This is a genomic window from Salmonella sp. SA15303 (assembly GCF_029962125.1).
GTDB lineage: Bacteria > Pseudomonadota > Gammaproteobacteria > Enterobacterales > Enterobacteriaceae > Salmonella > Salmonella enterica.
On record NZ_CP123924.1, the window covers coordinates 4,773,710 to 4,793,604 of the forward strand.

The 19,895-nt window shown below is 53.0% G+C and carries 15 protein-coding genes, 3 tRNA genes, 3 rRNA genes and 2 pseudogenes; 4 read left to right on the plus strand and 19 right to left on the minus strand.

Going from position 1 to position 19,895, the window contains the following annotated elements:
* Window positions 1-30 precede the first annotated feature (30 nt).
* Both QEN31_RS23305 and QEN31_RS23310 read right to left on the minus strand, forming a co-directional pair.
* Window positions 31-168, minus strand: a pseudogene (locus tag QEN31_RS23305) (nicotinamide riboside transporter PnuC); the annotation flags it as partial.
* Window positions 120-275: pseudogene (locus tag QEN31_RS23310) on the minus strand (Crp/Fnr family transcriptional regulator); the annotation flags it as partial. The pseudogenes QEN31_RS23305 and QEN31_RS23310, both read right to left, overlap by 49 nt.
* Window positions 276-468: 193 nt before the next feature.
* Here QEN31_RS23310 and ppiC point away from each other — a divergent pair.
* On the plus strand, window positions 469-750 hold the full coding sequence (gene ppiC / locus QEN31_RS23315) for a peptidylprolyl isomerase PpiC (RefSeq protein ID WP_001096806.1): 282 nt from the start codon (window positions 469-471) through the stop codon (window positions 748-750).
* Between the two features lie 37 nt (window positions 751-787).
* Here the strand turns inward: ppiC and ilvC are convergent, their stop codons facing one another.
* Window positions 788-2,263, minus strand: coding sequence for a ketol-acid reductoisomerase (gene ilvC / locus QEN31_RS23320; protein ID WP_000024932.1), 1,476 nt, complete (start codon window positions 2,261-2,263; stop codon window positions 788-790).
* Between the two features lie 163 nt (window positions 2,264-2,426).
* Here ilvC and ilvY point away from each other — a divergent pair, with 163 nt between their 5' ends.
* The gene (gene ilvY / locus QEN31_RS23325) at window positions 2,427-3,314 is read left to right on the plus strand and encodes an HTH-type transcriptional activator IlvY (protein ID WP_000365798.1); all 888 of its coding nucleotides are present in this window, start codon (window positions 2,427-2,429) and stop codon (window positions 3,312-3,314) included.
* 2 nt (window positions 3,315-3,316) lie between these two features.
* Here the strand turns inward: ilvY and QEN31_RS23330 are convergent, their stop codons facing one another.
* The 9 genes from QEN31_RS23330 to ilvL all read right to left on the minus strand — a co-directional run bounded on the left by QEN31_RS23330 (window position 3,317) and on the right by ilvL (window position 10,905).
* Window positions 3,317-3,658 carry a helix-turn-helix domain-containing protein gene (locus QEN31_RS23330; RefSeq protein ID WP_000560824.1) on the minus strand — a complete coding sequence of 114 codons (342 nt, stop codon included), beginning with the start codon at window positions 3,656-3,658 and terminating at the stop codon, window positions 3,317-3,319.
* The gene (locus QEN31_RS23335) at window positions 3,655-3,972 is read right to left on the minus strand and encodes a type II toxin-antitoxin system RelE/ParE family toxin (RefSeq protein ID WP_000535852.1); all 318 of its coding nucleotides are present in this window, start codon (window positions 3,970-3,972) and stop codon (window positions 3,655-3,657) included. Before QEN31_RS23335 ends, QEN31_RS23330 begins: the two co-directional genes overlap by 4 nt.
* Before the next feature lie 283 nt (window positions 3,973-4,255).
* Window positions 4,256-5,800 carry a threonine ammonia-lyase, biosynthetic gene (ilvA, locus tag QEN31_RS23340; protein WP_001518457.1) on the minus strand — a complete coding sequence of 515 codons (1,545 nt, stop codon included), beginning with the start codon at window positions 5,798-5,800 and terminating at the stop codon, window positions 4,256-4,258.
* 2 nt (window positions 5,801-5,802) lie between these two features.
* Window positions 5,803-7,653, minus strand: coding sequence for a dihydroxy-acid dehydratase (ilvD, locus tag QEN31_RS23345; RefSeq protein WP_001127434.1), 1,851 nt, complete (start codon window positions 7,651-7,653; stop codon window positions 5,803-5,805).
* Between the two features lie 160 nt (window positions 7,654-7,813).
* Window positions 7,814-8,743: a branched-chain-amino-acid transaminase gene (gene ilvE, locus QEN31_RS23350; RefSeq protein WP_000208528.1), complete on the minus strand. Its 930-nt coding sequence runs from the start codon at window positions 8,741-8,743 to the stop codon at window positions 7,814-7,816.
* A gap of 17 nt (window positions 8,744-8,760) precedes the next feature.
* On the minus strand, window positions 8,761-9,024 hold the full coding sequence (ilvM, locus tag QEN31_RS23355; protein WP_000983260.1) for an acetolactate synthase 2 small subunit: 264 nt from the start codon (window positions 9,022-9,024) through the stop codon (window positions 8,761-8,763).
* Entirely contained in the window at window positions 9,021-10,667 is a 1,647-nt protein-coding gene (ilvG, locus tag QEN31_RS23360; RefSeq protein ID WP_001012570.1) for an acetolactate synthase 2 catalytic subunit, read from the minus strand. Before ilvG ends, ilvM begins: the two co-directional genes overlap by 4 nt.
* A 2-nt stretch (window positions 10,668-10,669) precedes the next feature.
* Window positions 10,670-10,720 (minus strand): peptide IlvX, encoded by a 51-nt coding sequence (ilvX, locus tag QEN31_RS23365; protein ID WP_192930503.1) that lies wholly within the window; start codon window positions 10,718-10,720, stop codon window positions 10,670-10,672.
* A gap of 86 nt (window positions 10,721-10,806) precedes the next feature.
* Window positions 10,807-10,905, minus strand: coding sequence for an ilv operon leader peptide (ilvL, locus tag QEN31_RS23370; RefSeq protein ID WP_001311244.1), 99 nt, complete (start codon window positions 10,903-10,905; stop codon window positions 10,807-10,809).
* A 351-nt stretch (window positions 10,906-11,256) separates the two neighbouring features.
* On the opposite strand from ilvL, the gene QEN31_RS23375 reads away from it, so the two are divergent.
* Complete coding sequence (locus QEN31_RS23375; protein ID WP_000050215.1) at window positions 11,257-12,777, plus strand: YifB family Mg chelatase-like AAA ATPase; 1,521 nt, start codon at window positions 11,257-11,259, stop codon at window positions 12,775-12,777.
* Window positions 12,778-12,801: 24 nt separating this feature from the next.
* Here the strand turns inward: QEN31_RS23375 and maoP are convergent, their stop codons facing one another.
* Window positions 12,802-13,140, minus strand: coding sequence for a macrodomain Ori organization protein MaoP (gene maoP / locus QEN31_RS23380; protein ID WP_000840996.1), 339 nt, complete (start codon window positions 13,138-13,140; stop codon window positions 12,802-12,804).
* 106 nt (window positions 13,141-13,246) lie between these two features.
* Here maoP and hdfR point away from each other — a divergent pair, with 106 nt between their 5' ends.
* A complete protein-coding gene (gene hdfR, locus QEN31_RS23385) occupies window positions 13,247-14,095 on the plus strand; it encodes an HTH-type transcriptional regulator HdfR (RefSeq protein WP_001541181.1) in 849 nt (282 codons plus the stop codon).
* Window positions 14,096-14,196: 101 nt separating this feature from the next.
* Here hdfR and QEN31_RS23390 read toward each other — a convergent pair.
* The 6 genes from QEN31_RS23390 to QEN31_RS23415 form a co-directional block, all read right to left on the minus strand.
* Window positions 14,197-14,272 (minus strand) — tRNA-Trp (locus QEN31_RS23390).
* 8 nt (window positions 14,273-14,280) lie between these two features.
* Window positions 14,281-14,357, minus strand: a tRNA-Asp gene (locus QEN31_RS23395).
* 54 nt (window positions 14,358-14,411) lie between these two features.
* Window positions 14,412-14,527 (minus strand): 5S ribosomal RNA (gene rrf / locus QEN31_RS23400).
* 93 nt (window positions 14,528-14,620) lie between these two features.
* A 23S ribosomal RNA gene (locus QEN31_RS23405) occupies window positions 14,621-17,609 on the minus strand.
* Between the two features lie 193 nt (window positions 17,610-17,802).
* Window positions 17,803-17,878 (minus strand) — tRNA-Glu (locus tag QEN31_RS23410).
* Window positions 17,879-17,963: 85 nt separating this feature from the next.
* Window positions 17,964-19,505 (minus strand): 16S ribosomal RNA (locus QEN31_RS23415).
* Together the 16S, 23S and 5S rRNA genes with 3 tRNA genes alongside form the textbook arrangement of a ribosomal RNA operon.
* Window positions 19,506-19,895: the final 390 nt, after the last annotated feature.

Sequence of the window (19,895 nt, forward strand, 5' to 3'; positions counted from 1 at the left end):
TGCCTTTTCAGGCAGCCAGGAAAAGGTCAATCAGCAGGCTCTGGCGGCAAGCGGCGTATAGCCATTACGCTGTGCGCTCTTGATCCAACTGAAAGAACCCATTAGCGCGATCGCCGTCAGCAGAACATACTCAAGCGACATCGCATAAACGCCCTGTACTGCATGATTTCCAACGGGCAGTATTTGAGTAATTCATAGAGCACTGGGTCGCGTACGACCTGGCGTAGCCCTAAAAGCCAGTCGTCTGGAAATTCTGCGTTTTTCATTATGTTCATGGTATCTCGCCCCTTGTCAGAAAGGACAGGACCGCCGTCCCGCACATCCGAAATACGCCTGCTAAAAATGCCGCTTATCTCCCGGTTCATTAAATCAGGCGGGACATCTGTCCTGTAATGGCGAAGAGTATATGTCTGACGGCCTAAGGAGTGATAAAGTGACGGCCAATCTTTGCGACGTGAGAACACAATAATGGCAAAAATGGCAGCAGCACTGCATATCCTTGTAAAAGAAGAGAAACTGGCATTGGATCTTCTGGAGCAAATTAAAAACGGCGGCGATTTTGAGAAGCTGGCGAAGAAGCATTCTATCTGCCCATCCGGTAAAAAAGGCGGTCATTTAGGCGAATTTCGTCAGGGCCAGATGGTTCCGGCATTCGATAAAGTAGTCTTTTCCTGCCCGGTACTGGAGCCAACCGGCCCGCTGCATACCCAGTTCGGTTACCACATCATTAAGGTATTGTATCGCAAATAAAAAACCGGGTGGCGCTAGCGCCACCCGACAAGGTATATCAACCCGCTACCGCAATACGTTTCATATCCGTCATATAGCCGCGCAGTTTCTTACCTACCTGCTCAATCGCATGACTACGAATTGCGTCGTTCACGTCGCGAAGCTGTGCGTTGTCTACCGCGCCTTCCGGGATAGCACTACCCAGATCGCCCGGTTGCAATTCCGCCATAAACGGTTTCAGCAGCGGTACGCAAGCGTAAGAGAACAGGTAGTTACCGTATTCTGCGGTATCGGAGATAACCACGTTCATTTCGTACAGGCGCTTACGAGCGATAGTGTTGGCAATCAGCGGCAGTTCGTGCAGTGATTCGTAGTAAGCGGATTCTTCGATGATGCCGGAATCGACCATGGTTTCGAACGCCAGCTCAACGCCCGCTTTCACCATCGCGATCATCAGCACGCCTTTATCGAAGTACTCCTGCTCGCCGATTTTACCTTCAAACTGCGGCGCGGTTTCGAACGCGGTTTTACCGGTCTCTTCACGCCAGGTCAGCAGTTTCTTATCGTCGTTAGCCCAGTCAGCCATCATGCCGGAAGAGAATTCGCCGGAGATGATGTCATCCATGTGTTTCTGGAACAACGGCGTCATGATCTCTTTCAGTTGTTCGGACAGCGCGTAAGCACGCAGTTTCGCCGGGTTAGACAGACGGTCCATCATCAGGGTGATGCCGCCCTGCTTCAGCGCTTCGGTGATGGTTTCCCAGCCGAACTGAATCAGTTTTTCGGCGTATGCCGGGTCGGTGCCTTCTGCCACCAGCTTGTCGAAACACAGCAGAGAACCGGCCTGCAGCATACCGCACAGGATGGTCTGCTCGCCCATCAGGTCAGATTTCACTTCTGCCACGAAAGAAGATTCCAGTACGCCCGCACGGTGACCACCGGTGGCCGCCGCCCAGGCTTTAGCAATCGCCATACCTTCGCCTTTCGGGTCGTTTTCCGGGTGTACCGCGATCAGCGTCGGCACGCCGAAACCACGTTTGTACTCTTCGCGCACTTCGGTGCCCGGACACTTCGGCGCCACCATCACCACGGTGATGTCTTTACGGATCTGCTCGCCCACTTCCACGATGTTGAAGCCGTGTGAATAGCCCAGCGCCGCGCCGTCTTTCATCAGCGGCTGTACGGAGCGCACCACGTCGGAGTGCTGTTTGTCTGGCGTCAGGTTAACCACCAGATCCGCCTGCGGGATCAGCTCTTCGTAGGTACCCACTTTGAAGCCGTTTTCGGTCGCTTTACGCCAGGAAGCACGCTTCTCAGCAATCGCTTCTTTACGCAGGGCGTAGGCGATGTCCAGACCGGAGTCACGCATGTTCAGGCCCTGGTTCAGCCCCTGCGCGCCGCAGCCGACGATGACCACTTTTTTACCCTGAAGGTAGCTCGCGCCGTCGGCGAATTCGTCGCGGCCCATAAAGCGGCATTTACCCAACTGCGCCAGCTGCTGGCGCAGATTCAGTGTATTAAAGTAGTTAGCCATGATGGTGTACTCCGTGATGTTGTGTGTCGCGCTTATTGTTCGGTTTACAGATTGCTATCTGTGCGAATGAACCCACATTACAACAGGAAATTTATTGCGGAAATTGATATATTCACAACGTTATGTTGCGGTTTATGCAACGTCAAAAACCGGAGGTCTGTCTGTGGATTTACGCGATCTAAAAACCTTCTTGCATCTGGCGGAAAGCCGCCACTTTGGCCGCAGCGCGCGGGCGATGCACGTCAGCCCCTCCACGCTCTCCCGGCAGATTCAGCGGCTGGAAGAAGATCTCGGCCAGCCGCTGTTTGTGCGCGATAACCGTACGGTCACGCTGACCGAAGCGGGTGAAGAGCTGCGAGTGTTTGCCCAACAGACGCTTTTGCAGTACCAGCAGCTGCGCCATACCCTCGATCAGCAGGGGCCGTCCCTTTCCGGCGAACTCCATATCTTCTGTTCAGTGACCGCGGCATACAGCCACCTGCCGCCAATCCTCGACCGTTTTCGCGCCGAGCATCCCTCGGTGGAAATTAAGCTCACCACCGGCGACGCCGCCGATGCGATGGAAAAAGTAGTCACCGGCGAGGCCGATCTGGCAATCGCCGGCAAACCAGAAACGCTGCCCGGCGCAGTGGCGTTTTCGATGCTGGAAAATCTGGCGGTGGTGCTGATCGCCCCGGCGCTGCCCTGCCCGGTGCGTAATCAGGTTTCGGTCGACAAGCCAGACTGGTCGACGGTGCCGTTTATCATGGCCGACCAGGGGCCGGTACGCCGTCGCATTGAGCTATGGTTCCGCCGGCATAAAATCAGCAATCCGCAGATTTACGCCACCGTCGGCGGTCACGAAGCGATGGTCTCAATGGTGGCGCTGGGCTGCGGCGTGGCGCTGCTGCCGGAAGTGGTGCTGGAAAACAGCCCGGAGCCAGTGCGCAACCGGGTGATGATTTTAGAACGCAGCGATGAAAAAACGCCGTTTGAACTCGGCGTCTGCGCGCAAAAAAAGCGGCTGCATGAGCCGCTAATTGATGCGTTCTGGAAGATTTTACCGAATTAGTTTTACGGCCCTACCATTACCCGAACAGGCTTCCCAATACGGCTAAGCATATTCACCAGAGCATCAATGGTGAATTTGCTGCATTTCTTGTTGACGACATCCGAAACGCGCGGTCGGGATATATGCAAAACTGTAGCAACCTCGGCTTGCTTCATCTGGTTTTGCGTAATCCAGAGGGTAATTTCTTCCATTAGCTGTTGTTTAATGGCTAACGTGTTTTCGATTTCATTCAGGGAATCAGCGTAAAACTTTTCTGCGTCCTGCTTATGAAACCCCAAATCAGCAAAAACATTACCGCCAGATGGCGTCACATGGCGAATATCACTATCAGTTTTGGCAATCACAAGCTGTTTCTCCGTTGTTGCACCACCCGGTTATAACGCGTTCTGGCGATGTTTTTATCATGCTGACTGGTTTGTTGCGTCTGTTTTTGGAAACTATGCAAAACGTAGAGTGCTTCTTCAAACTTAGCGACATACATAACGCGATAGATACCATTGTTGTCACGAATACGAATTTCATTTACCCCAGCCCCAATTTCTGAAAACGGTTTCCAGTCATCGGGTTCAATTCCATACTGAATTTTGTGAAGCTGATAACCGACTGCTTTACGTACCGTTATGGGAAAAGCCAGGAGATCCTCCAGAGAAGATCCCACTCATCGAATTTCTTTTTCATTGGAGAGAGCTCGAGTGAGTAACATAACATCCTTTGTGTATAAAATTTTATACATTGTTTTTAGCAGGTGCAAGTGATGGCGGTGCTAACGATATGGTGAGCCGAGTTTCACCACAAGCAGATTGGGCGCCTTCTGGAAAACGTCTCGCAAAATGAAATGAGTGGATGCTCCGGGCTGGCAGAAAAGCCCAATAACTGAGGGAAGATAATATCTGGATATCAGGCCCACTTTACTTTGTGGGCCCGAAAAACTAAACGCTGAATTAACCCGCCAGAAAGAACCGGAACGCCGGGTTATTGCTCTCATCATGGCATTCATAGCCCAGCTCATGCAGCCGGGTTTCGAAATCCGGCTCATGATCGCCTAACTCGAACGCCGCCAGCACGCGGCCATAATCGGTACCGTGGCTACGGTAATGGAATAGCGAAATATTCCAGTGCGTGCCAAGCGTATGCAGGAATTTGAGCAACGCGCCGGGCGACTCCGGAAATTCGAAACTATACAAACGCTCCTGTAATGGCTTGGAGGGGCGTCCGCCGACCATATAGCGCACATGCAGCTTCGCCATTTCATCGTCGGAGAGATCCACTACGCTATAACCGCCGTCGCACAGTTGGGTGATAATCTCTTTTCGCTCCTCCAGCCCCTGACTGACGCGTACGCCGACAAAAATACAGGCATTTTTCGCGTCGGCAAAACGGTAGTTAAATTCGGTGACCATACGCCCGCCAAGCAACTGGCAGAATTTGAGAAAGCTCCCCTTTTCTTCCGGAATGGTCACCGCCAGTAACGCTTCGCGCTGTTCCCCCAGCTCGCAGCGTTCAGACACATAGCGCAAGCCGTGGAAGTTGACGTTGGCGCCGGAAAGGACGTGCGCCAGGCGTTCGCCGCGAATATTGTGCTGGGCGATATATTTCTTCATCCCCGCCAGCGCCAGCGCGCCGGACGGCTCCGCCACCGCACGCACATCTTCAAACAGATCTTTCATCGCCGCGCAGATAGCGTCGCTATCGACTGTAATAATGTCGTCGAGATATTCCTGGCACAGGCGGAAGGTTTCGTCGCCGATGCGTTTTACCGCTACGCCTTCAGCAAACAACCCAACGCGCGGGAGATCCACTGGATGACCGGCTTCCAACGCCGCTTTCAGGCAGGCGGAATCCTCCGCTTCGACGGCAATCACTTTGATTTGCGGCATCAATTGTTTGATCAGTACCGCTACGCCCGCCGCCAGGCCGCCGCCGCCAACCGGCACAAAGACACGATCGAGATGCGAATCCTGCTGAAGCAGTTCCAGCGCCAGCGTGCCCTGCCCGGCGATCACCATTGGGTGATCAAACGGCGGCACCCAAGTAAAACCCTGCTGCTGCGCCAGTTCAATAGCTTTCGCTTTCGCTTCATCAAAATTAGCGCCGTGCAACAGCACTTCGCCGCCAAAACCGCGTACCGCATCGACTTTAATATCCGCCGTTGCTTTTGGCATGACGATCAGCGACTTCACGCCAAGCCGCGCGGAGGAAAACGCCACGCCCTGTGCATGGTTCCCCGCCGACGCGGTAATCACGCCGTGGGCTTTTTGTTCTTCGGTCAATCCGGCCATCATCGCGTAAGCGCCGCGCAGCTTAAAGCTATGTACCGGCTGCCGGTCTTCGCGTTTGACGAGAATAACGTTGTCCAGACGTGACGAGAGCTTTTCCATTTTTTGCAGCGGTGTCACCTGCGCCGCTTCGTATACTGGCGCGCGTAGCACCGCGCGCAGATACTCCGCCCCTTCCGGCGCGACTGACAGAGGTTGAGATTCCGCCATCATCAACCTCCCAATTTCGATTTATCGCGCACCGCGCCTTTATCGGCGCTGGTCGCCAGGCTGGCGTAGGCACGCAGGGCAAACGAAACCTGACGCTGACGATTTTTCGGCGTCCAGGCTTTGTCGCCACGAGCTTCCTGCGCCTCGCGGCGTGCGGCGATTTCAGCCTCACTCAACTGCAACTGAATGCTGCGGTTCGGGATATCAATCGCAATAGTGTCGCCATCTTCAATCAACGCAATAGTGCCGCCGCTGGCCGCTTCCGGCGAGACGTGGCCGATGGAAAGACCCGAAGTACCGCCGGAGAAACGCCCATCGGTGATGAGCGCGCAGGCTTTGCCCAGCCCCATCGACTTCAGGAAACTGGTCGGATAGAGCATTTCCTGCATTCCCGGCCCGCCTTTCGGCCCTTCGTAGCGGATCACGACTACATCGCCTTCCACTACTTTGCCGCCGAGAATCGCCTCTACCGCGTCGTCCTGGCTTTCATACACTTTAGCCGGGCCGGTAAATTTAAGGATGCTGTCATCCACGCCTGCGGTTTTCACAATGCAGCCGTTTTCGGCGAAGTTGCCATACAGCACCGCCAGACCGCCGTCTTTGCTATAGGCATATTCCAGCGAGCGGATGCAACCCGCTGCGCGGTCGTCATCCAGCGAATCCCAGCGACAATCCTGCGAGAACGCCTGGGTAGTACGGATACCGGCAGGGCCAGCACGGAACATTTTTTTAACCGCTTCGTCCTGCGTAACCGTGATGTCGTACTGTTCCAGCGTTTGCGGCAACGTCAGGCCTAATACGTTTTTCACGTTGCGGTTCAGCAGCCCGGCGCGATCCAGCTCGCCTAAAATACCCAGCACACCGCCGGCACGGTGAACATCTTCCATATGGTATTTCTGGGTACTTGGCGCCACTTTACACAGCTGCGGCACCTTGCGGGACAGCTTGTCGATATCACTCATGGTGAAGTCGATTTCCGCTTCCTGCGCCGCCGCCAGCAGGTGAAGAACGGTGTTGGTCGAACCGCCCATCGCGATATCCAGCGTCATCGCGTTTTCAAACGCGGCTTTGCTGGCGATGTTACGCGGCAGTGCACTTTCGTCGTTTTGCTCGTAATAGCGTTTAGTCAGTTCAACAATCCGCTTACCGGCATTGAGGAACAACTGCTTACGGTCAGCGTGAGTTGCCAGCAGCGAGCCGTTGCCCGGCTGCGACAGGCCCAGCGCTTCGGTCAGGCAGTTCATGGAGTTAGCGGTAAACATGCCGGAGCAGGAGCCGCAGGTTGGACAGGCGGAGCGTTCAACCTGGTTACTTTGATCGTCAGAGACTTTCGGGTCCGCTCCCTGAATCATGGCATCAACCAGATCCAGCTTGATAATTTTGTCTGAAAGCTTGGTTTTCCCGGCTTCCATCGGGCCGCCGGAGACAAAGATCACCGGAATATTCAGGCGCAGCGAGGCCATGAGCATCCCTGGGGTGATTTTGTCGCAGTTGGAGATACACACCATCGCGTCAGCGCAGTGAGCGTTCACCATGTACTCAACGGAGTCGGCGATCAGCTCGCGCGACGGCAGTGAATAGAGCATACCCCCGTGCCCCATGGCAATCCCGTCATCCACGGCAATAGTGTTGAACTCTTTCGCCACCCCGCCGGAAGCTTCAATCTGTTCGGCGACCAGCTTACCGAGATCGCGCAGATGAACGTGACCCGGCACAAACTGAGTGAATGAGTTCACCACGGCGATAATCGGTTTGCCAAAATCACTGTCGGTCATTCCGGTGGCGCGCCACAGCGCGCGGGCACCCGCCATATTACGACCATGAGTGGTGGTGGCGGAACGGTACTTAGGCATGCTTTATTTACTCCCCATCTTTTCCCTTCATACTTCACGCCACAGGTGCGTTGGCTGCCTCACTCACCCCAGTCACTTACTACAGTAAGCTTCTGGGGATTCGCTGCGTTACCGCCTTCCTGTGACGCAAATTATTTTGGGAAAATATTAATTTTATTTATTATGAATTTACCGGATCCAACCAGCCCCATTTATCCTCGGTTTCTCCAGTGAAGAGACCAAAGAAGGCTTGTTGAATACGCTTGGTAACAGGGCCGCAACGGCCTTCACCTACCTGGATACCATCAACGCTGCGTACCGGAGTAATTTCTGCCGCGGTTCCGGACATAAACACTTCGTCGGCCAGATACAGCGATTCACGGGACAGCACCTGCTCGCGCACTTCAATACCCAGCTCTTTCGCCAGTTTGATAATCGCGTCGCGAGTAATGCCTGGCAGCGCGGAAGAGGTAAACGGCGGAGTAAACAGCACGCCATCTTTTACCTCAAACAGGTTTTCACCTGCGCCTTCGGAGATATAGCCGTTTACATCCAGGGCGATGCCTTCCTGATAGCCGTGGCGGCGCGCTTCGCTACCCACCAGCAGTGAGGAAAGATAGTTCCCGCCTGCTTTGGCGGCGGTCGGAATGGTGTTCGGCGCAGCGCGGTTCCAGGAAGAAACCATCGCATCGATCCCCTGATCCAGCGCTTCGGCGCCCAGGTATGCCCCCCACGGGAACGCGGCGATGATGACGTCAGTGGTGTATCCCGGGGGCGGGTTAACGCCCATACCGACATCGCCGACAAATACCAACGGACGGATATAGGCGCTGGTCAGATTATTTTTACGAATTACGTCGCGGCAGGCTTCCATCAGCTCATCAATGCTCTGGGAAACCGGAAAACGATAAATTTTTGCTGAGTCGCGCAGGCGCTGCATATGTTCACGATGACGAAACACTACCGGACCTTTGTGAGAGTCGTAGCACCGAATCCCTTCAAATACCGACGTACCGTAGTGCAGCGCGTGAGACATTACGTGAACCTTCGCGTCTTCCCAGCGCACCATCTCGCCATTGAACCAAATATAATCAGCTTTTTTCGTCGTCATTTTTCTTCCTTTTGCGCTCAGGCGCGGATTTGTTGTGATGTGGCAGCGCTCTGGCAGATCGCGACATGCGCAACATCTACCAGTTTACTTAACTGACTAAACAGTAAGTCGACCGACCGGGGACTGGCAACGGTCAATTCAATATTTATATTCTGCGCATCGGTCGCGGCTTCCATATTCATGGAGCACACCTGAAAACCACGATGGCGCACCACGCGTAAAACACGTTCTAAGGTTTCTGGATTAAAGCGTGCCGATACATTGACCTGATGTTGCATCATGATAATTTCTCCAGCATTTCAGAGTTACTGGCGCCAGGCGGCACCAACGGCCAGACATTTTCAAGTTCGTCGATTGAGACGTGAAGCAGGTACGGCCCTTCGCTTGCCAACATCGTGTCGAGTGCCGCTTCAACCTGGTCTTTACGAGTAATGTGCTGGCCTGGAATGCCGAAGGCGCTGGCCAGCATGAGGAAATCGGGGTTATCGGTCAGGGTGGTTTCGCTATATCGCTCCTGGAAAAACAGTTGCTGCCATTGTCGAACCATCCCTAACCGCTGGTTGTCGAGTAAGACTATCTTCAACGGTAACTGCTTGCGTTTTACGGTGCCCAACTCCTGAACATTCATCATGAAGGAGCCGTCACCGGAGATACAGATAACGGTATCATTCGGTCGCGCTACCTGCGCGCCAACGGCCGCCGGTAAGCCGAATCCCATCGTCCCCAGACCGCTGGAGGTGATGAAGTTCTCCGGGCGGGTGTAAGTCATATGCTGGGCTGACCACATCTGATGCTGCCCCACATCCGTCGTCACCACGCTGTCTGCGGGTTTGCGTTCCGACAATTGCTTCAACAACAACGGCGCATAGATAGTCTCGCCAGGATGGTCATAGCGCCAGGCGTGTTCTGCGCGCAGCTCTGCACAGGACTGACGCCATGCGTCGATCTTCAGCGGTTGCTGTAATGCCGGCAACAGCGAATTTAAATCGCCCTGCAACGCGACGTGTGCCTGACGCAGTTTGTTCATTTCCGCCGGGTCGATATCCATATGGATTACGCTGGCGTTCGGCGCAAACGTATTCAGCTTACCGGTCACCCGGTCATCAAAACGTGCACCCACTGCGATCAGTAAATCACACTCTTGCACCGCGAAATTAGCCGCTTTAGTACCGTGCATTCCCAGCATGCCCAGATAGTACGGATAATCAGCTTCAACAGCCCCCAGCCCTTTCAGCGTGCAGGTAACTGGCATTTGCGTTACCGCGATAAATTTACGCAGCGCCGGAACTGCCTGCGCCATACCAACACCACCGCCGACGTACAGCATGGGTTTTTTCGCCTGTTCCAGCATCTGGCGCGCCTGTTCCACATCAGCCTGCGGGAAAGTCGCTTCGTTAGCAACGGTAGTAAACCAGGGTTCCAGCTCACCGCTGGCCAACTGGATATCTTTCGGGATATCCACCAGAACCGGGCCAGGACGGCCAGCGTTGGCGACTTCAAAAGCCTCCGCCATGATGCGCGGCAACTCTTCCAGCGACTGCACCAGGAAGCTGTGTTTGGTACAGGCCAGCGACAGCCCTAACACATCCACCTCCTGGAACGCATCGGTGCCGATGAACGGGGCGGAAACCTGACCCGTGATCGCGACGACGGGGACCGAATCTAACAACGCATCCGCCAGGCCAGTGATCAGGTTAGTGGCGCCAGGGCCGGAAGTGGCGATACAAACACCGGTTTTGCCGGTAGAACGGGCATAACCGATTGCCGCCATTGCCGCACCCTGCTCGTGTCGGCACAACAAATGCTCCACACCACCGTCATACAACGCGTCGTAAACCGGCATAATTGCGCCGCCAGGATAACCAAATACGGTTTTCACCCCCTGCGCTCGCAAAGCATGTACCACCCACTGTGCCCCGTTCATAGTTACATCCCCGTCGTAAATCTTGAGAAACAGAATTTTATGCTGTTATTCACGCTCTGCTCCTCGCTTAAGTTTTTCAGGCCAAAAAAAACCCCCGGACCTTTCGGTGCGGGGGTCTTAGTTCGTTAAGGCTTGATTTCTAAGCCTTTCCTCGTCCAAGTGCAGCCCCGCACGGTGGGATAATAATCACCACCACGCTAATCACGACCAGGCTAATCACTCGTAGAAGGGCTGTCATTTTTGTCTATTCTTGCATCTTGTTCGAAGGAATACCTAAAGAGTTACCATAGGTTTTGCCAATAGCACAAGATATTTTTTTAACCACGTTTCAGATAATGCAGGTGAATGCCTAAAAGTACTTTGTTTTTTATAAGAAAAATTAGCAACTGAAAAATTTTCACGTTTTCCTCCCCCTTTTGGCGCACTCTACATCCTGTTTTCCTTCTTTTCGCTTCTGCGAGCGTTCTTCCAGTTTGATGTTTCTTACCTGAAAATGACGCCAAAATTCAGGAAGCAGTCGCTAAAAAACAAAAAGTCAGTAATTCGATTTTCTCTTCTATTCCGCATAATCCACGTAACAGGAGGGATTATGTCACTGGCGATTGTTCATACCCGCGCCGCACTTGGCGTCAATGCGCCGCCTATCACTATAGAGGTGCATATCAGTAATGGATTACCGGGATTAACCATGGTTGGCCTACCGGAAACCACGGTAAAAGAGGCGCGTGACCGGGTACGTAGTGCGATTATTAATAGCGGATATGAATTTCCGGCTAAAAAAATAACCATTAACCTTGCTCCAGCCGATCTACCGAAAGAGGGTGGAAGGTATGACCTGCCTATTGCTGTTGCGCTTCTGGCCGCGTCTGAGCAGCTTACAGCGTCGAATCTTGAGGCATATGAGCTGGTGGGTGAGTTAGCGCTTACAGGCGCATTACGCGGCGTTCCTGGCGCAATATCAAGTGCAACGGAAGCCATCAGGGCCGGCAGAAATATTATCGTCGCAACAGAGAACGCGGCGGAGGTTGGGCTTATAAGCAAAGAAGGATGTTTTATCGCCGATCATCTACAAACCGTCTGCGCCTTTCTGGAAGGGAAACACGCCCTGGAAAGACCTTTAGCTCAGGATATGGCATCGCCTACCGCAACTGCCGATCTTCGCGATGTGATCGGTCAGGAGCAGGGTAAACGCGGCCTGGAGATTACAGCGGCAGGGGGACATAATCTGCTATTGATCGGCCCGCCGGGTACGGGTAAAACCATGCTGGCCAGTCGACTGAGCGGGATTCTTCCACCATTAAGCAATGAGGAGGCGTTGGAAAGCGCCGCGATCCTCAGTCTGGTTAATGCCGATACGGTACAAAAACGATGGCAGCAACGCCCCTTTCGCTCACCTCATCATAGCGCCTCACTTACTGCTATGGTCGGCGGCGGCGCAATACCCGCCCCGGGAGAGATATCGCTGGCGCACAACGGAATTTTGTTCCTTGATGAATTGCCTGAATTTGAACGACGCACACTGGATGCGCTACGTGAACCTATAGAATCCGGTCAAATTCATTTATCCCGTACCAGAGCGAAAATAACGTACCCTGCCAGGTTCCAGTTAATCGCCGCAATGAATCCCAGCCCGACCGGACATTATCAGGGAAACCATAATCGCTGCACGCCAGAACAGACACTACGTTACCTTAATCGGTTGTCAGGCCCGTTTCTTGATCGTTTTGACCTTTCGCTTGAGATACCGCTTCCACCGCCCGGGATTCTTAGCCAACACGCCTCAAAGGGTGAGAGCAGCGCTACGGTAAAAAAGCGGGTCATCGCCGCCCATGAACGGCAGTACCGACGCCAGAAGAAGTTAAACGCGCGTCTGGAGGGTCGCGAAATCCAAAAATATTGTGTTTTGCATCACGATGACGCCCGCTGGCTTGAAGACACGCTGGTGCATCTTGGATTATCCATTCGCGCCTGGCAGCGTTTACTAAAAGTTGCCAGAACCATTGCCGACATAGAACTGGCTGACCAGATCTCGCGTCAGCATTTGCAGGAGGCGGTAAGCTATCGGGCGATAGACAGGTTGTTAATTCATTTGCAAAAGCTGTTGGCGTAAAAAAAGGGCATTACGCCCTTTTTATTAATCATCAGCTTCGGTGTAGTCTTCTGCGCCTTCAACTTGCGGCTTGCCGCCAGACAAGGTGTGGAAGCGTTTTGGACGCTTGATACGCGTCATATACTTGGACCAGACGCGTTCTGCATCCGTTACCGGCTCGCGTTCACCGCGACATACCGCTACAAACAGCTTCTCTTCTTCAGTCACAGGCTCACGCTTGCCAAGATCCAGATCATTAAAGGCATGACCATGACGCTCAAGCAGTTGTGCCTCTTTAATCGTGAAATCACCGTGACGAGAGAATCCACGTGGATAATGTTTATTGTCAAAATATCGATTAGTCGTCGTAAAGCTTTCCGCCATCCTGCACGCTCCTAATTCTTTGTCTGAGCTATTTATGGCGCGGAGTATTAGTTACGCTTGACAGAGTGTAAAACAAAACATTTAAATCATAACGACAAATAATTTTGTGGAGAGCACAGTGGATACGGAATTGTTAAAAACTTTCCTGGAAGTTAGCCGGACACGCCATTTCGGGCGGGCCGCAGAAGCACTTTACCTGACGCAATCCGCGGTGAGCTTTCGTATCAGGCAACTGGAGAATCAACTGGGCGTAAACCTTTTTACGCGGCACAGAAACAATATCCGTTTAACCACGGCTGGCGAAAAACTTTTACCGTATGCGGAAACGCTGATGAATACGTGGCAGGCGGCACGTAAAGAGGTGGCGCATACCTCACGCCATAACGAGTTTTCCATCGGCGCCAGCGCGTCTTTATGGGAGTGTATGCTTAACGCCTGGCTGGGGCGACTGTACCAACTACAGGAGCCGCAAAGCGGCCTGCAGTTCGAAGCCAGAATCGCTCAACGGCAATCGCTTGTGAAGCAACTTCATGAACGCCAGCTTGATCTCCTCATTACTACCGAAGCGCCCAAAATGGATGAGTTCAGCAGTCAGCTGTTAGGGCACTTCACTTTGGCGTTATATTGCAGCAGCCCTGCCCGTAAGAAATCAGAACTCAATTATCTGCGGCTGGAGTGGGGACCAGACTTCCAACAGCATGAAACAGGGCTGATCGCAGCAGATGAAGTGCCGGTATTAACAACCAGCTCAGCCGAACTCGCCCGACAGCAGCTTAGCGCATTAAATGGCTGTAGCTGGCTTCCTGTAAACTGGGCAAATGAAAAGGGCGGATTACATACCGTTGCCGACAGCGCAACGCTTTCACGGCCACTATACGCTATTTGGCTGCAAAACAGCGATAAATACTCGCTGATCTGCGATCTGTTAAAAACGGATGTGCTGGATGAACAATGAAAATGATGAAAAGAAAAAGAAGGGAACTTACGATTACCTGATCAGATAATCAGGTAATTTTAGGCAAAAAAAAATCCTTAGCAGATGCTAAGGATTATTTCTGGCAGGGGCGGAGAGACTCGAACTCCCAACACCCGGTTTTGGAGACCGGTGCTCTACCAATTGAACTACGCCCCTAATTAGGGTGGCGGAACGGACGGGACTCGAACCCGCGACCCCCTGCGTGACAGGCAGGTATTCTAACCAACTGAACTACCGCTCCACCGAATTCTTTTACAACCACTGATTTTTACATCAGTTTACTGCTTAATTTGATGCCTGGCAGTTCCCTACTCTCGCATGGGGAGACCCCACACTACCATCGGCGCTACGGCGTTTCACTTCTGAGTTCGGCATGGGGTCAGGTGGGACCACCGCGCTAGTGCCGCCAGGCAAATTCTGTTATCAGACCGTTTTTACGTTCTGATGTAATCTGAATCAGTGCTGAAAATCGTCTCTCAACCGCCAAAACATCTTCGGCGTTGTAAGGTTAAGCCTCACGGTTCATTAGTACCGGTTAGCTCAACGCATCGCTGCGCTTACACACCCGGCCTATCAACGTCGTCGTCTTCAACGTTCCTTCAGGAGACTCTAAGTCTCAGGGAGAACTCATCTCGGGGCAAGTTTCGTGCTTAGATGCTTTCAGCACTTATCTCTTCCGCATTTAGCTACCGGGCAGTGCCATTGGCATGACAACCCGAACACCAGTGATGCGTCCACTCCGGTCCTCTCGTACTAGGAGCAGCCCCCCTCAGTTCTCCAGCGCCCACGGCAGATAGGGACCGAACTGTCTCACGACGTTCTAAACCCAGCTCGCGTACCACTTTAAATGGCGAACAGCCATACCCTTGGGACCTACTTCAGCCCCAGGATGTGATGAGCCGACATCGAGGTGCCAAACACCGCCGTCGATATGAACTCTTGGGCGGTATCAGCCTGTTATCCCCGGAGTACCTTTTATCCGTTGAGCGATGGCCCTTCCATTCAGAACCACCGGATCACTATGACCTGCTTTCGCACCTGCTCGCGCCGTCACGCTCGCAGTCAAGCTGGCTTATGCCATTGCACTAACCTCCTGATGTCCGACCAGGATTAGCCAACCTTCGTGCTCCTCCGTTACTCTTTAGGAGGAGACCGCCCCAGTCAAACTACCCACCAGACACTGTCCGCAACCCGGATCACGGGTCCACGTTAGAACATCAAACATTAAAGGGTGGTATTTCAAGGTCGGCTCCACGCAGACTGGCGTCCACGCTTCAAAGCCTCCCACCTATCCTACACATCAAGGCTCAATGTTCAGTGTCAAGCTATAGTAAAGGTTCACGGGGTCTTTCCGTCTTGCCGCGGGTACACTGCATCTTCACAGCGAGTTCAATTTCACTGAGTCTCGGGTGGAGACAGCCTGGCCATCATTACGCCATTCGTGCAGGTCGGAACTTACCCGACAAGGAATTTCGCTACCTTAGGACCGTTATAGTTACGGCCGCCGTTTACCGGGGCTTCGATCAGGAGCTTCGCTTGCGCTGACCCCATCAATTAACCTTCCGGCACCGGGCAGGCGTCACACCGTATACGTCCACTTTCGTGTTTGCACAGTGCTGTGTTTTTAATAAACAGTTGCAGCCAGCTGGTATCTTCGACTGACTTCAGCTCCATGAGTAAATCACTTCACCTACGTGTCAGCGTGCCTTCTCCCGAAGTTACGGCACCATTTTGCCTAGTTCCTTCACCCGAGTTCTCTCAAGCGCCTTGGTATTCTCTACCTGACCACCTGTGTCGGTTTGGGGTACGATTTGATGTTACCTGATGCTTAGAGGCTTTTCCTGGAAGCAGGGCATTTGTTGCTTCAGCACCGTAGTGCCTCGTCGTCACGCCTCAGTGTTAAAGTGAACCGGATTTACCTGGAACACACACCTACACGCTTAAACCGGGACAACCGTCGCCCGGCCAACATAGCCTTCTCCGTCCCCCCTTCGCAGTAACACCAAGTACGGGAATATTAACCCGTTTCCCATCGACTACGCCTTTCGGCCTCGCCTTAGGGGTCGACTCACCCTGCCCCGATTAACGTTGGACAGGAACCCTTGGTCTTCCGGCGAGCGGGCTTTTCACCCGCTTTATCGTTACTTATGTCAGCATTCGCACTTCTGATACCTCCAGCATGCCTCACGACACACCTTCACAGGCTTACAGAACGCTCCCCTACCCAACGAACGTATCCTTAAACCGACTCGACTTTGTATACGCTTTGACGTCGCTTCGCTCCGTCAATCGTAACCCGCTGAATCGCTTTAAGTGATACGTTCGCTGCCGCAGCTTCGGTGCATGGTTTAGCCCCGTTACATCTTCCGCGCAGGCCGACTCGACCAGTGAGCTATTACGCTTTCTTTAAATGATGGCTGCTTCTAAGCCAACATCCTGGCTGTCTGGGCCTTCCCACATCGTTTCCCACTTAACCATGACTTTGGGACCTTAGCTGGCGGTCTGGGTTGTTTCCCTCTTCACGACGGACGTTAGCACCCGCCGTGTGTCTCCCGTGATAACATTCTCCGGTATTCGCAGTTTGCATCGGGTTGGTAAGCCGGGATGGCCCCCTAGCCGAAACAGTGCTCTACCCCCGGAGATGAATTCACGAGGCGCTACCTAAATAGCTTTCGGGGAGAACCAGCTATCTCCCGGTTTGATTGGCCTTTCACCCCCAGCCACAGGTCATCCGCTAATTTTTCAACATTAGTCGGTTCGGTCCTCCAGTTAGTGTTACCCAACCTTCAACCTGCCCATGGCTAGATCACCGGGTTTCGGGTCTATACCCTGCAACTTAACGCCCAATTAAGACTCGGTTTCCCTCCGGCTCCCCTATACGGTTAACCTTGCTACAGAATATAAGTCGCTGACCCATTATACAAAAGGTACGCAGTCACACAGGTAAACCTGTGCTCCCACTGCTTGTACGTACACGGTTTCAGGTTCTTTTTCACTCCCCTCGCCGGGGTTCTTTTCGCCTTTCCCTCACGGTACTGGTTCACTATCGGTCAGTCAGGAGTATTTAGCCTTGGAGGATGGTCCCCCCATATTCAGACAGGATACCACGTGTCCCGCCCTACTCATCGAGCTCACAGCACATGCGCTTTTGTGTACGGGGCTGTCACCCTGTATCGCGCGCCTTTCCAGACGCTTCCACTAACACACATGCTGATTCAGGCTCTGGGCTCCTCCCCGTTCGCTCGCCGCTACTGGGGGAATCTCGGTTGATTTCTTTTCCTCGGGGTACTTAGATGTTTCAGTTCCCCCGGTTCGCCTCATTAACCTATGGATTCAGTTAATGATAGTGTGACGAATCACACTGGGTTTCCCCATTCGGAAATCGCCGGTTATAACGGTTCATATCACCTTACCGGCGCTTATCGCAGATTAGCACGTCCTTCATCGCCTCTGACTGCCAGGGCATCCACCGTGTACGCTTAGTCGCTTAACCTCACAACCCGAAGATGTTTCTTGTGATTCATCATCGTGTTGCGAAAATTTGAGAGACTCACGAACAACTTTCGTTGTTCTGTGTTTCAATTTTCAGCTTGATCCAGATTTTTAAAGAGCAAATATCTCAAACGTGACTCGTAAGTCAGTTTTGAGATATTAAGGCAGGTGACTTTCACTCACAAACCAGCAAGTGGCGTCCCCTAGGGGATTCGAACCCCTGTTACCGCCGTGAAAGGGCGGTGTCCTGGGCCTCTAGACGAAGGGGACGTATCAGTCTGCTTCGCAAGACGCCTTGCTATTTACTTTTCATCAGACAATCTGTGTGAGCACTGCAAAGTACGCTTCTTTAAGGTAAGGAGGTGATCCAACCGCAGGTTCCCCTACGGTTACCTTGTTACGACTTCACCCCAGTCATGAATCACAAAGTGGTAAGCGCCCTCCCGAAGGTTAAGCTACCTACTTCTTTTGCAACCCACTCCCATGGTGTGACGGGCGGTGTGTACAAGGCCCGGGAACGTATTCACCGTGGCATTCTGATCCACGATTACTAGCGATTCCGACTTCATGGAGTCGAGTTGCAGACTCCAATCCGGACTACGACGCACTTTATGAGGTCCGCTTGCTCTCGCGAGGTCGCTTCTCTTTGTATGCGCCATTGTAGCACGTGTGTAGCCCTGGTCGTAAGGGCCATGATGACTTGACGTCATCCCCACCTTCCTCCAGTTTATCACTGGCAGTCTCCTTTGAGTTCCCGACCTAATCGCTGGCAACAAAGGATAAGGGTTGCGCTCGTTGCGGGACTTAACCCAACATTTCACAACACGAGCTGACGACAGCCATGCAGCACCTGTCTCACAGTTCCCGAAGGCACCAATCCATCTCTGGAAAGTTCTGTGGATGTCAAGACCAGGTAAGGTTCTTCGCGTTGCATCGAATTAAACCACATGCTCCACCGCTTGTGCGGGCCCCCGTCAATTCATTTGAGTTTTAACCTTGCGGCCGTACTCCCCAGGCGGTCTACTTAACGCGTTAGCTCCGGAAGCCACGCCTCAAGGGCACAACCTCCAAGTAGACATCGTTTACGGCGTGGACTACCAGGGTATCTAATCCTGTTTGCTCCCCACGCTTTCGCACCTGAGCGTCAGTCTTTGTCCAGGGGGCCGCCTTCGCCACCGGTATTCCTCCAGATCTCTACGCATTTCACCGCTACACCTGGAATTCTACCCCCCTCTACAAGACTCAAGCCTGCCAGTTTCGAATGCAGTTCCCAGGTTGAGCCCGGGGATTTCACATCCGACTTGACAGACCGCCTGCGTGCGCTTTACGCCCAGTAATTCCGATTAACGCTTGCACCCTCCGTATTACCGCGGCTGCTGGCACGGAGTTAGCCGGTGCTTCTTCTGCGGGTAACGTCAATTGCTGCGGTTATTAACCACAACACCTTCCTCCCCGCTGAAAGTACTTTACAACCCGAAGGCCTTCTTCATACACGCGGCATGGCTGCATCAGGCTTGCGCCCATTGTGCAATATTCCCCACTGCTGCCTCCCGTAGGAGTCTGGACCGTGTCTCAGTTCCAGTGTGGCTGGTCATCCTCTCAGACCAGCTAGGGATCGTCGCCTTGGTGAGCCGTTACCTCACCAACAAGCTAATCCCATCTGGGCACATCTGATGGCAAGAGGCCCGAAGGTCCCCCTCTTTGGTCTTGCGACGTTATGCGGTATTAGCCACCGTTTCCAGTAGTTATCCCCCTCCATCAGGCAGTTTCCCAGACATTACTCACCCGTCCGCCACTCGTCAGCGAAGCAGCAAGCTGCTTCCTGTTACCGTTCGACTTGCATGTGTTAGGCCTGCCGCCAGCGTTCAATCTGAGCCATGATCAAACTCTTCAATTTAAAAGTTTGATGCTCAATGAATTAAACTTCGTAATGAATTACGTGTTCACTCTTGAGACTTGGTATTCATTTTTCGTCCTAGGACGTTAAGAAACCGTATCTTCGAGTGCCCACACAGATTGTCTGATAAATTGTTAAAGAGCAGTGCCGCTTCGCTTTTTCTCAGCGGCGCGGGGTGTGCATATTACGCTTTCCCGCTTCAGAGTCAAGCGTTTATTTTCGCTTTTCTCCGTGAGGTTCTGGTCTGAACCCCGCTGACCCGGCGGCCTGTGTGCCGTTGTTCCGTGTCAGTGGTGGCGCATTATAGGGAGTTATTTCTGCCTGACAAGAGGAAATTTAAAATAATTTTCTGAGTGTCTCTTTTTTCATCAATAGCGTGCTTAACGTGCC